The sequence below is a fragment of the Pelosinus fermentans JBW45 genome, assembly GCF_000271665.2.
GTDB lineage: Bacteria > Bacillota > Negativicutes > DSM-13327 > DSM-13327 > Pelosinus > Pelosinus baikalensis.
The window spans coordinates 1838668-1852116 of record NZ_CP010978.1; the positions used below are offsets into that span (position 1 = coordinate 1838668).

Genomic DNA, 13449 nt, shown 5'->3' on the forward strand with positions numbered 1-13449 from the left:
TTTTTTTATACCTAAAAATAAGAGGGGGAAACTAATAAATGATTTTATCTGATATCGTAAATGCCGAACAAATCGGATCGTATTGGGATACACTGCAGGAAACTGGCGGTAATACAGATCCATTCTTGGGAGCCGCATTGTTCCCAGCAAGAAAACAACTAGGATTACAATTGTCTTGGATTAAAGGAGCGAGTGGACTGCCTGTATCTTTGGCACCTGCCGCTTTTGATGCGAAAGCGCCTATACGTGACAGAATCGGCGTAAGTAAGATTGAAACCGAAATGCCGTTCTTCCGTGAAGCTATGAGCATTAAAGAACGTGATCGTCAAGATATTAATATCATGTTATCTGCTGCTAATTCAGCACTGTTAGAGCCAATTGTACGCAAAATATATGACGATGCTGCTGAATTGATTCGTGGTGCTATTGTTGTTCCTGAGCGCATGATCATGCAACTGTTGTCTACTGGAAAAATCTCTATTGCATCTGCTGTAAATGCTTTGACATATGATTATGATTACAAGCTTAAGGCAGCTCAGAAAAAGGCAATCACAGTGGCTGAGTCTAAATGGTCTGCTGTTGATACCGCTACACCAGTTACTGATATTATTGGGTGGCAGGATAATATGGAAGAGCTAACAGGGGTTAGACCGATTCGAGCGATTTGCACACGTAAAACATGGGGATACCTGTTGTCTAACAAACAGATCCGATTAGATATTCAAACGAATGGCACTACCGTAGTTACCGACAGTATTTTACGTAATTACCTATTCGACAAGGTTGGTATTTCTGTATCTGTATACAGCAAGAAATTCCGTATTGATAATGACACTAGCAAGTCCTATTTCCCAGACAATGTGTTTACATTGATTCCCTCCGGCAATCTGGGCAATACGTATTTTGGTACAACTCCAGAGGAATCGGATTTGATGACCGGCAATAATGCAGCTGCTGTACGAATCGTTAATACCGGTATCGCAATTACTACGTATCAAGAAGTTCATCCTGTTAATACCAACACTGTCGTTTCTGAAATTGTATTGCCTAGTTTCGAGCAAGGCGATAAAGTTCTAATTGCTACGGTTGCGTAATGGACGCTAGTACGAGAGAAACGGAGGAGGCATTACTCAATCTGAGCAATGCCTTTATCCGTAATAATAGGCTGGCAATAAAGACAGCATCCGTTGTTGTCCAAAGGCAAGCCAGAGCAAAACATAAATTTAGAACTAGAACTGGGGCGGCCGAGAGTGCCATTGAAACTCAGTTTGTCTCTAAACTAGGATTAGATGTTGGTTTTGTCAGGCTGAACAATAATGTAGCCTTACATGCTATGTTTATGCATGAGGGCACTAAGCCTCATATGATTAGAGCAAAAAATAAGAAGTCGTTACGGTGGGTTACGGCAGGTGGATTTGCTTTTGCTACAAGCGTGAGACATCCCGGGACTAAGGCAGATCCGTTCCTGTACAATGCCTTAGATGATTGTGCGGCTCGTATAGATGCTATCTTTGACAGATATGCACAACGAACGATTATGGAGAGTGGTTTATCGTGAGCTATAGCGTAGTTAGTAATTATAAGGATGAATTATTAAAAGATTTTGTCGATGAAGATTATATTTCTGATTCAGATGCCTATATAAACGATCTTGCCATTTCATTAAGTGTGTTTCCTTCGAAAATACCAATCCCTTGTCCTAATATTGTGAAGCGGTTATCAATAGCGTTGACATATCGTGATATTGCGCGAGACCGATCTTTAATGAATAGTGAAGGGGAAGACGGGAGAGACGCTTATGAACTGAAACGTGTTTATTGGGCGAAGGAAGTGGAAAGGCTGGAAGGATTAATCACAGCAGATGCGTTAACAGGTGGGAAAGACGGTCTAGGCGGTGGGTTAGCAACGAAAGTAACTTATCCTATGAGCGTTCCTATTTATCGATCATGAGCTATTTAATTTGGTGGACACTTTTAAAACATTTGCGAGACTTTGCCAAACTGCAGCCGGAAATGACTGGCATTGACGTAAGAGCAGGAGCAAAGAAGCCGAAAGACCCTTATCCATGTGTAGAGTTTATTTGGGATGATGAGGACGCGCAGAACCTATATAAGACTAAGGAAGGCGAACTTACAATTTGGTGTGACTGCTGGATAAAGAACTCTGATAAAGACCCAGCAGCGGGATATGAGGAATTATGTGCCATGCAAGAAAAAGCATGTGAAGTCATTGTACGCTGGACAGATGCGGTTATGGAAGAAATGAACATGTTTATTAATCTCGAACTAAATGGAATCGTGTCTGATGGCGAAAGCAATCGGCCACTATGCGGCAGCCGAATGGTACTAAAAATAAATTGGAAGAGGTGTGATTAGATGGCAAAAACAGCAACGCCAAGCGCAAAGAATATGCTGCTTGGTGCAGGTAAAGTATTTTTTGATCGCTGGGATAATGATGGGAACCCTACTGGGATTCGACATCTTGGGAATGTACCGACTTTTGAACTTAACGAGGAAGTAACTAAAATAACAAAAAAGCAGTCCATGTATGCTGCCAAAACAACCTATTTAGAGGTAGTTAGTGAGATTAAATCAACAGCTAACATCACGTTGGAAGAGTTTACACCAGAAAACCTTGCGATGGCTTTTCTGGGTGAGGAAGGCGTGTTACTGCAAACCGATGAATCTGTATCTGATGAAGCCTATATTGCAAGTCCAGGAAGAATCATACAATTAAAAGACGCTTACAACGTGTCAAAGGTAAGTATTAAGCCTGCATCAACACAAGTAGCGTCGATTTCACCAGCGGAGGCGTATGGTACAACCAATACCAGTAATGGTACTGTAACTTCCTCTGGGACCTATTCAGGAACAGAAGATGCAAATTACTATATTCGCATCACTGCAGCGCCTACAGTGGCAGGAACGATTGCGGGATGTACGTTTCAGTGGAAAAAAGAATTGGCCGGGGCTTATAGTATTGATGTGACCGCAGGAGCTACTGCTGCTACGTTAGAGCTTGGCGTTAAAGTCCTGCTAGCAGTAACGGGATCTCAAACATTTGTAGTCGGAGATATGTATAAAATAGTTGCAATGGCTCCAATGACTGAGTATGTAGAGGGTAAAGATTTTAAAACGGAAGCATCTATGCTCCGTGCCGGCTTAATCACCATCCCTGCAACATCAAGTATTACTGAGGGGCAAGCTGTTAAAGTGAGTTATGATAGACCAGCAGGGGCATACCCTAAAATTGCAATGGCAACGGTAGGCAGCGTAGAAGGGTATCTGCTCTTTGCGGGTGATCCTACAAAGGGACCTGCTTATAATGCAGACATGTGGCACGTTAATATTACGCCAAATGGTGCTCTTGGTTTTATTGGAGATGATACGGGATCTTTTCAAGTAACCGTATCTGTTCTAGATGATAGGGAAAACCATCCTGACGAACCTTTATACCGATTGATTAAATTGAATTAAGGAGTGACTGCATAATGAAACAGGAAAAAGAGTCATTGGATATACTGTTTCCCCTAAACTTTGATGATATTGGCGGAGAGAAAATAAATCTCCGCCCTTTTGTTTTTGGAAAATGGCCGGAGGTTATTGCTAAATCCGTTAGCATAGTAAAAACATTTTTAAAAGTTCTGAGCGAACGTGGCGAAGAGACGTTAGATATTAACCTAAGTGATGCTGGGATTGAAGCAAGTGCTGACCTATTTACAGTTGTTAGTGAGATCGTTATGGAAGGCGGAGAAGAATTATACGATATACTCGCTATAAGCGCTCGGAAGGATCGTGCTTGGGTAAACGAGTTAGAAGGCGAGGACGGTATAAAACTTCTTATCGGAACCATTGCGGTGAATAAAGATTTTTTTACCAAGAAGGTGGCCCCAATGCTAAAGACTGTGATGAAGAGTCGAAAGACAGCGGAGTTACCTGGGGAGCAGTTACCCAAAGATTAATTGAATCGGGACACGCCATGGAGGACATAGCTGAATATACAAAAGATCAGCTAGTCCTTTTCTATAGTGAGGCGACTAAACTAGAGGCTGCAAGACGTGCAGATTTTATTTATGACGTAAGAGCGGCGGTATGGGCAGATGGAAAAGAATTTGAAAAGATTGCTAAGGTTCTGGTTAGCATTGCAAAGGAGGAAAGCTAATGGCAAAGAATGTTAGGGTAAGGATCACAGGAGATAACCAAGATCTTCTCAATTCATTAGCTGGCGGACTAAAAGGATTGCAAGACTTTGCCGCGCAAGTTAACAGCATGAACATTAGACTTAACGAACTCCGCCAAAATGCTGACCGTGCCAGTGCCTCTCTAAACAACTTAGGAAATAGGCGCAACGGTTCTGGGGGTTCTGGTGGATCAGGAGGTTCGGGAGGATCTGGTGGACCGAGTAATGCTAGTTCAGAAATTTCACGCCTGAACTCTTCTTTAGGGGAAACGATTGCCAAGTGCGCTATAGTAGTGTATGCGCTAAAACAGGTAGCGGACGCGGCTATGTCCATTGTCATGCCTGGTTTCGACTTTACTAAAGAAATGGAAGCTAATGAGCTGGGTATTGCCGGTATCATACAATCCATGACACTCCTTAATGGAGAAGCTGTATCTTTCAGTAAGGCAATGGAAATATCTGCTGACCGTGTTGCTAAATTGCAAAAAGATGCCATTAGAACTGGTGCCACTTTAAAAGAACTTGTAACTGTTTATAGAGCTGTACTCGCTCCAGGACTAGGCGCAGACATGAGTTTGGATGAAATACAGACGATAACAACCTTAGGGGCTAATGCAGTTAAAGCAATTGTACCAGGAAACGGTGCCGCACAATTGCAAATGGTACAGGAGGTAAGAGACTTAGTACAAGGCGGTATACAACCTGCTTCTTCTACATTAGCAACTTCTTTAGGAATCACTGACGCAGACATAAAAAAAGCTAAGAATTCCACTGAGGGTCTATATGCATTCTTGTATGATAAACTGAAAGGGTTCCAAGATGTATCAAATGCTTTTCCAGATACGTTACAAGGGAAGATAGATAATCTACAAGAAGTAGCTGTAATAGCTAGTTCTAAGATAACGGAAGCTTTTGAAGAGGACTTTAAATATGCTTTATCTTACATCACAGGACTTTTTGGAGATTTAAATACGCAGACAGGTGAACTTGAACTAAATCCAGCTTTATTAACGGGCATACGTGATGTTCGCAACGAGCTTAAAGACTGGTTAGATATTTTAAATCAATTATATAAGAACCAAATGATGACAGACTCTGAAATTCTTCAAGGACTATCTGATATATACAAAACTATAAAAAATATTATTTCTTCTATGGTGGATTTAGAAACTTCCATAGAAAACTTATTAGGTATTGACGTATTAAGTAGCTTTTTCGGGCAGGGAATAAAAGACCTCCTGCATGACTTGCGAGAAGCGTCCGACATTATGGCAGAAGCTTGGCGTATTATATCTGGAAGAAAGAAAACGGTAGCATCTGATGGATCATCTTTAAGTCACCCTAACACAGCGTTAGAAGGTATCAGGGCAATACCGGCTACTGAAGATGATCGTAAAAAGTACGAGAAAGCTGAAGCTGATAAATTAAAAGCTAGGCATGAGAATGCCACTAAGGCGTTAGCAGAATCTCAGGAAGCTCTTAAATTAGCTGAAGCACAAATCAAGGCCGATGCAGAAATGGCTAAAGCCCAGATTAAAGCCGATGCTGCTCGATTGGATTCCTTACATCAACAAGGTACTTTAATAAGTGAAGCCGATTACGCTACAAAGAAAGCGGCTCTTGACTATAAACTATTACAGGTTGACCAGGAGTCATTGCAGAGAATCTTAGAAGTCGTAAATGGTACGATGTACAAAGATGATAAAACACAGCGTGAAAAGCAAGGCTCGTTAAACGAGCAAATTAAAGTAGCTACCGCAGCATTAGAAAGGTTTGGAGCTACGCTAACGGATGTGGAAACCGCTGTATCAACTGTATCTGGTGAGGGGAATGCTTGGTCACGTGAAGTTGGGAATGTCAATATTGAAGGTCTAAAAGATAATGCCAAAAGTGCAATTGATATGCTGGGTGCCTGGTTCCAAAAAGAAACAGGTAAGCAAATGACCGTTTCCTCTGGTCTTAGAGACTGGGGTGGTCACGTAAGTGGCACCAAGTTTGATGTTGTTGATGATTTTGTTTCTAGAGATTTAGAAGATAATAAAAATGGTATTCGTGATAGGATGATCGCATATGCAAAATCAATTGGCCTGCAAGTCCTTGACGAATATGCTGATCCTTCCGAAAGAGCAACTGCTGGACATTTAGACTTTAATGCAAAGGATTTTACTACTACCTTTGTTGCCCAAGCAAAAGCTAAATTTGAACCGATCTTAACGAAGAGTGGATTAGAATATCAAAAAGATATATTAGCTCTATTTGCTCAAGCTGATGATATAGCTAAACAACTTGCAGAGGTACACGGCGATGTTTCCAGCAGGCAAAAAGCGGAACTTGCTGCAAAATATGATGAACAAATCACAAAGTTCAAATTAAATAGCATGGATAATTTAGCTAAAATGACACAGGAGTTGAAGGATTCTGAGTTTGCAAAGCTTGATTTTGCTCAAGCACAGAAAAACCTAGAAATCGCCAACGAGGAAATGGTTACTGTCCAGATTGATCTGTTGAATAATATGGCCGATGGTACGAAGTCCGCGTCTCAGGTGAGCGATGAATATGCCAAGCAGTATAATGGTAAAACGCAAGCTATCCTTGCTGAGTTGCAGCGGCAGTTGGCTACTGCTGGTGATGACCGGGAACTTGCCAATAAAATCCGTGCCACTATTCGCGGGATTAGCGATAAGTTAAGTACGTTTTTTGATGCTGTGATCCAGCGTATTGATGCCGAGCTGCAAAATGAGATTTCGATGATCAACGCTGATCGCGGCTTGACTAGTATGCAGAAGTCGGATGCCATTGATGCGGTGACGAGGGTGGCATATGCTAAGAAGGCGGACGAACAGAAAAAGAAGGCGGATGAACTCCGCGATGCTGATAGAAGAGTTGGCACCAATTATAACGCTACTACTATTATTGATCTTGAAAAATCTGCTGAATTAAATCGCAGACTTGCCGAGACTCCAACTCTTCTTGATAAAATTCACCAATCCAGCAAGCAGGCTTTTGAAGATGGCTTACTTACGTTCCTCACGGATGGTATAACGCAATGTAATTCTCTTGGGGAAGCCTTTCGTAATTTAGCTAACTCTGTTCTACAGTCAATTCAAAAGATTTATGCCGAGGCAGTAACTAAAAATATTATGAGTATGTTGGGGTTAGGCGATGTAAATTCGGCAACCCCTACATTTACGATGCCTACCCAAACGGTACCTGCTTTTGCTGAAGGTGGTTCAATGGATAGCGGTTTAGTTAAGGGACCAGGGACTAGCATAAGCGATAGCATATTAGCCTATGCATCTAATTTTGGAAAGTTCTTGAACATATCAGATGGTGAGTTTGTTATGAAAGGTGCAGCGGTTAAATCGTTAGGCGTATCCGCACTGAATGCATTAAACAATGGTGTTGATCCGCGCCGGATATTTAAATCATATGCTACTGGTGGAAGTTTGATGGGAAATTCGGTAGCTTCTATGGCAGGACCACAAGATATTGCTGCTTCATTGCAGTCTGGAGATGTTAGTGTACCTCTAAAGGTTGTCAATGTAACAGATCCTAATGAAGTTGGTCGCTATCTTCAAAGCCGCAATGGAGAAAAAGTAATGGTGAACTTTATGAAAAATAATTCTGGCATGGTCCGCCAAATCTTAAACATACGAGGCTAATTGACTTAAAACGGCAAATAATGGTATATTGTAGTCAAAAAGGGTGATTGATTTGAGGAAAGTCGCGCTCATTTTGAGTTTGATTATGTTATGGGGAGTGACTGTGGTTAGTGCAGAAATAACAAGAGGAATAGATACTTTTACTGAAGGAGTGACTATTAATAGTGGAATTAATGCAGATCCTACAAACCTAAAGTCGCTTTATTTCAGTAAAATTATTCAGCCTAATGCAGTGGTAGATTATGAAATTCAGGCAACTAGGATAAATTTAAAAGATTTCATTTTTTTAGATACTTTTATGGAAATAAATATTGACAATTATTCTGTTCAAAAGATAGCTGTTAAAGAAGCAAAAAAAATGTCCTTGGTTAACAAGAACGATATATATTCAAATATTATCGTTTCAGTGCCAAACGGTATAGTTCAAGAAATTACGTCTGCAAAACGTATTGCATTGAGATTTCAAACTGCCGCAGGATCATACGTCTACGTCCTCCCCGATCCCGTGCTAGCCGAATGGCAGCAAGTAATCAACACCGAAAAGTAACGCTGGTATCTGAATTGAAGCAGCAAACAAATGGACATTGTAATATTATGTATAAATATAAATCCCCAAAAGTTCATTTCGTCTTACTTTTTTGATTATTTTCGTATATAATAATAATAAAAGGAAAAGGAGGTTCTGGAAATGAAGTATAGTGCATTAGAAGTTGCAAAATATATACTAACGTATTGTTTTAAGGCTGACACTCCTATCAGTAATTTAAAATTACAGAAACTCTTATACTTTGTGCAAGGAGAATTCTATAAAGAAAAAGGAGAACCTTTATTTACAGAAGATATCTCAGCATGGCAATTCGGTCCAGTGGTTCCAGATGTTTATTATGAATTTTGCGTTTATGCAGGAACACCTATTTTAAATTCATATACAACTGAAATCGGATCCGAAGACAAACAGCTCATTAATTCAGTTATTAAAGCCAAAGTAAAGACACCTACATGGAAGTTGGTTGAGGAAACGCATGCTGTTGATACCCCCTGGTATGAAATTTACAATAAAAAAGGTAATCGGTCAGTCATACCCAAAAACTTGATTTTTGATTATTTTTATGCGACAGGTACTAACTAAGCATGAACGAGGAGGAAGAAGAGAAGAAGCAAAATGAATTAAATAATTACCTGCGTGATTTATCTGCTGATTCATATAACGATGAGAAGCTTATTGATAAATCACGCATTTTATTGAGCATTTACGATGGTAAATTTAGACATTCATACTCTCAAATCCTTGGAGTTATTTTTGATATAAAAAAGCAAGCAGAGAATAGTCATAATCAGTCTTCTGTTTCATTGGATTACTTATCAGATAATATTCAATCATTTAAAAATATTGTAATTAAACATGATGACTTTAACAAAAAAGCAACGCCTCTGAGTAAATTGTATGATCATGTTATGCTAGAAATTTCTCGTTTGAACTATATTGGAATTTTAAGTGGCAAACAAAGTGACTTGGAAACAGGAATCAGAGACAGCCAAACAAAACTCGAAAGAGGTACTCAAAAGCTTGATGATGAATCAAAGAAGCTGGAAACTGCTAAAGCTAGTTTGGATAAAACCATAGAGGAAACCGAAAATTTAAAAACAGAGGTAGTTACCATAATCGGCATATTTGCAGCTATCATGCTTGCATTTGTAGGTGGAATGAATTTTACAAGTGCAACATTAACTAGTATGCATCAGTCCTCTATATATAAAGTTGCATTTATTTCTGTTATTTGTGGATTCACATTTTTTAATACCATTCTTTGCCTGATGTATATTGTTTCAAGAATGACAAAAAGAAATATTTATTCTCAATGTAATAATGGTGATTGTATTGATGGTCAATGTGAGGAAGCTTGCGGTTTAGGAACTAAGATCAAGAAAAGATTACCCTATGTTTATTGGATAAATAGCATATTGTTATGGGGTTTAGTAATTGTAGTGTTGGCATGGTTCATAGAAGTTAAGACAATTGCTGGATGGGTAAGATCTTTAGTTTGGCGTACATTTAATTAGATTGGACAGACTGAAGTGTATTTGAAATTAGCCTTTAAAAACATTTAAAGATAATTCTACTTATAATCTAAGTGGCAGCAAGTCGTTAACAAAATAAATAAACAAGTAACAACCCTCGGACAATTCTGGGGGTTTTGCTATGCCCATAATATATACGGAGGTGATCCAATGGCAACCTATAACGGTACAGCAAACAGCGTCCTTGAACTACTCAAGGGCGTTGTTGCTTTTTTAACGGATCCGGCTAACTTTGATGCTGGGAAAGCATGGACACTCATGTCCCCTGTAACACTTGCTAACATTGACACCCTGCAGGAAGTCATTCTAAAAGGTGCAGGAGATGGTGCAGATGAAATTTACGTAGGCATGAAACTTGTCACCACAGGAACACAAATTGACATTGTACTAAATGGTTTTGCTGGATATGACGCTGGTCTTGCATGGAGAGAACAACCTGGTGCTATTACCCAGACGAGCTTACCAACCATACCGCTGGTATCGAATACCTTCATGACCTTTTGGTTAAGCGCAAATTCAAGCAGGTTCATCCTAGTAATCGAATTATCCACTCAATATGAATCAGCCTATTTAGGCCTCATGAAGCCGATCGCCATTGAAAATCAGTACCCATATCCCTTAGTCATTGGTGGCAGTGCTTATGAAGGGGTGCTATGGACCGATACCAGTACAAACCATAGTTCTTTCATCTGCCCCGGAGCAGGTACCTATACATCCTTAGCCATCCGAAGACCAGACGGCTCTTGGCGGCTGGGTAAAAACCAAACCCTTGGAGATTTATGCGTCTGGCCCACCAATATTGCGCCCGTCAGAACCCTTACCGTATTTGATGATGTACTTACGTTAGAAAATGTTATCATGTACCCCCTTTATCTATACGAGAATAACCCCATTGGCATGATTGGTCAATTTGATGGCGTGTACTGGATTGGCAATCGGGAAGACTTAGCGACCAAAGACGGCGTCATTTATAATGGCAAGACCTATAAAGTATTCAACAACATTCAGCGCCGGGACAACGATTCCTACTTTACCATAGAGTGGTTTTAAAGGTGGTGACATTATGCCATACATTAAAGGTAAGGCAACCAGTTTACAGGATTTACTGGACAAAACCGTTGCGTGGGCAACCGATACTGAAATCCACGGTGACGATGCTTGGGAATTGGTGAGGAATGATCCTTGGCCGAGAGGCACGATCTTTAAGGCGAAGGGCGTCAATGGAATCAACAGCTGCTATATTGGAATCATGCTAGTGACCCACGTCAAGGGAGAATCGTATCGTAATTGGCTACTACAGACGAAAAACCTGTTAAGACACTTTGTAACGATACCCTCACTTTTTTTAGACACATCTGCAATCATTCACACCAATGGTGCAGATAACTTTGATGTTCTGAAAGATAAACTAGATGCTACTAAGGGAAGAAACAATTATAAGTTATATGACATTGATATCGTAAACACCAGTGGAACCTCTCTCGCCTTTGGAGTATTTAAGCAGTACAATGACGGCTTAGATTGGCATGAACAGCCTGGGTGCATTGAATTTGGTGACCTGGGACAATACCCGATGTACTATTCCATTACGGGTGGTCATACAAACGTAGCTCCTCCCCTTTATCCAGGCGTTGGTTACCCTGGATTTGGAATGCCCAGCGGTGAACCTTTAAGTGGATATTTTGATTATTGGTTAACAAAAGACGCAAGCCGAATAACGATTGTAATTAAAAACAGAGAACAGTGGGATATGGGCCATGCTGGAATGCTGATTCCGTTTCACGCTAATATGCAGTATGCCTTTCCTGCCATTGCTGCAGGATCGTGCACTGGCTTACGAACGGTTGGATCTTCAGATGTTAGTGGTGTTACGAAAGGGAGTAAAATCGACTACTCTTACAATAGTAATGATATGTCTAGAAGCATGCCTTGCGCTCCATGCATAAATACAGGCACAAAAACACCAGAACATTCACAACTTAGTCTTTGTTTGCCGGATGGAAAATGGAATTTTTTTAGTAATTGGACACAAGAATTTAAAACAAATAGCAGTAGTGGTACTTATTTTACCTATGAAAGACCCGTGAGAACGGTAACTGGTAATATGCTAAAACCGACCCGTAAAGATCTAACGCAAGTGTCAACGATTTTAGGCGATGATACCACGATCACAATAGAACCTCTTGAACTCTTTCAAGAGAATACTAGCCAAGGAAGCACTAATATGTTAGGAAGAATATGGAATATGTATTGGCCTGGGGATCCATACAATCGGTACGGTGAAGTAGAAATAAACAATCAGCCCTATTTGCTATTGCCAAACTGCTGGGAAGAACGAGCATGGCATTTGCCTTCCTTTAATAAATTCGAAACCCCAGAAAACCTATTAGCGACAAGCAAGGAGATCATCAAATACGGGAAACAATTTAAAATGCTAATACGATTGGAGGAATAAACATGGCCTATTCTAAAGTTACTATCAATAATCCTAACGAATTCTTGCTAGCTTTAAGAGCCTTTGCTGTTGCGAATGGCTGGACGACACTAGTGGAAGCTGATGACCTCCCTATTGACGGCACAGCGACAACCGACGGTAAACGCCTTGTGATGAAAAGTCCTAGCGGTGAAACGTATGCACACTTTAGAGCTGCAAACGGCAAAAAGATATTTAATACCCACACGACAGCCGGGCATATGTACGGTGTTGGTTTAACGTGTTCTGCAGGGTTTACGGAAATCCCGGCAAGCGGTAAATGGTATGATCAGCCAGGGGTAACTAAAAGCGCCTCCAGCGAAGTAATTGGCGTAGGAATTCCATTGCATACCGGGATTGCATGTGATGTGTATTTTAACCACATTGCAGCTCCTGCAGAGCTGATCATAGCCTCGGTGGAGTTGTATCCTGGATTATTTCAACATATCGCTGTAGGAGAACTGCAAAAGATTGGATCATGGACAGGCGGTACAATCTATAGTGCCAGCTGCAGCAGTTCGAAGATGTTTCCAACTGCTCTTGCTCAGGGAACCATCGAAGCTACCTGCGGTCATTTATTTGGCGTTAACACGGATGCTAATACCTTTTTACGGGCGAATATCGATGCAGCTCCCTTACGGACTCCAGAAGTATTGTGGGCTGGATGCGCTCCTGCTGCAGGATTTGGCTATACGGGTAAACGTATTGCTTTATCAGTTGTCAATCGTAACGCCTTAACAACAGTTCCTAAAATTCCCCATTACGGCTATCTACAGTCCCAATCAGCAACGGACTATGGCAGAAATGTAAATACGCTAAATTGTATTTCTGTAAATCTGCCAATTGCCGTTTATGTACTGCGTGATCCGGATGGGTTGGAAAACTATAGCCAATGCGGATACATTCCAGGAGTGTACTGCATATCCACTCGCAATGTGGCTCCTGGCAGTATCTATAGTGTAGACTATCCATCCTCTGGAGTGAATTATCAAGCATTGCCCCAGACGAAAAGGGGAGGAACTCTTGGGTATGATGGATTGGCGATCAAGCAGTAAG

The 13449-nt window shown here is 40.7% G+C and carries 14 protein-coding genes; all 14 read left to right on the plus strand.

Annotation, left to right across the window (positions count from 1 at the left end; genetic code table 11):
- Window positions 1-38: 38 nt before the first annotated feature.
- Complete coding sequence (locus JBW_RS07785; protein ID WP_007959715.1) at window positions 39-1094, plus strand: major capsid protein; 1056 nt, start codon at window positions 39-41, stop codon at window positions 1092-1094.
- On the plus strand, window positions 1094-1558 hold the full coding sequence (locus tag JBW_RS07790) for a hypothetical protein (RefSeq protein WP_007959716.1): 465 nt from the start codon (window positions 1094-1096) through the stop codon (window positions 1556-1558). Before JBW_RS07785 ends, JBW_RS07790 begins: the two co-directional genes overlap by 1 nt.
- Complete coding sequence (locus JBW_RS07795) at window positions 1555-1950, plus strand: hypothetical protein (RefSeq protein WP_007959717.1); 396 nt, start codon at window positions 1555-1557, stop codon at window positions 1948-1950. Before JBW_RS07790 ends, JBW_RS07795 begins: the two co-directional genes overlap by 4 nt.
- Entirely contained in the window at window positions 1947-2375 is a 429-nt protein-coding gene (locus JBW_RS07800) for a hypothetical protein (protein ID WP_007959718.1), read from the plus strand. The genes JBW_RS07795 and JBW_RS07800 overlap by 4 nt, the downstream gene beginning before the upstream one ends.
- A complete protein-coding gene (locus JBW_RS07805) occupies window positions 2376-3476 on the plus strand; it encodes a hypothetical protein (RefSeq protein WP_007959721.1) in 1101 nt (366 codons plus the stop codon).
- Between the two features lie 14 nt (window positions 3477-3490).
- Window positions 3491-3961: a hypothetical protein gene (locus JBW_RS07810; protein WP_007959723.1), complete on the plus strand. Its 471-nt coding sequence runs from the start codon at window positions 3491-3493 to the stop codon at window positions 3959-3961.
- Between the two features lie 17 nt (window positions 3962-3978).
- On the plus strand, window positions 3979-4161 hold the full coding sequence (locus JBW_RS07815) for a hypothetical protein (protein ID WP_007959726.1): 183 nt from the start codon (window positions 3979-3981) through the stop codon (window positions 4159-4161).
- Window positions 4161-7841, plus strand: coding sequence for a hypothetical protein (locus JBW_RS07820; protein ID WP_007959727.1), 3681 nt, complete (start codon window positions 4161-4163; stop codon window positions 7839-7841). The genes JBW_RS07815 and JBW_RS07820 overlap by 1 nt, the downstream gene beginning before the upstream one ends.
- Window positions 7842-7884: 43 nt before the next feature.
- The gene (locus tag JBW_RS07825) at window positions 7885-8388 is read left to right on the plus strand and encodes a hypothetical protein (RefSeq protein ID WP_158453449.1); all 504 of its coding nucleotides are present in this window, start codon (window positions 7885-7887) and stop codon (window positions 8386-8388) included.
- Between the two features lie 141 nt (window positions 8389-8529).
- Window positions 8530-8970 (plus strand): Panacea domain-containing protein, encoded by a 441-nt coding sequence (locus JBW_RS07830; protein ID WP_007959731.1) that lies wholly within the window; start codon window positions 8530-8532, stop codon window positions 8968-8970.
- Window positions 8971-8972: 2 nt separating this feature from the next.
- Window positions 8973-9902 carry a hypothetical protein gene (locus JBW_RS07835; RefSeq protein WP_007959734.1) on the plus strand — a complete coding sequence of 310 codons (930 nt, stop codon included), beginning with the start codon at window positions 8973-8975 and terminating at the stop codon, window positions 9900-9902.
- 168 nt (window positions 9903-10070) lie between these two features.
- Window positions 10071-10970 (plus strand): hypothetical protein, encoded by a 900-nt coding sequence (locus JBW_RS07840; protein WP_007959736.1) that lies wholly within the window; start codon window positions 10071-10073, stop codon window positions 10968-10970.
- A 13-nt stretch (window positions 10971-10983) separates the two neighbouring features.
- Window positions 10984-12375, plus strand: coding sequence for a hypothetical protein (locus tag JBW_RS07845; protein WP_007959738.1), 1392 nt, complete (start codon window positions 10984-10986; stop codon window positions 12373-12375).
- A gap of 2 nt (window positions 12376-12377) precedes the next feature.
- On the plus strand, window positions 12378-13448 hold the full coding sequence (locus JBW_RS07850; RefSeq protein WP_007959740.1) for a hypothetical protein: 1071 nt from the start codon (window positions 12378-12380) through the stop codon (window positions 13446-13448).
- The last annotated feature ends 1 nt before the right edge of the window (window position 13449 follow it).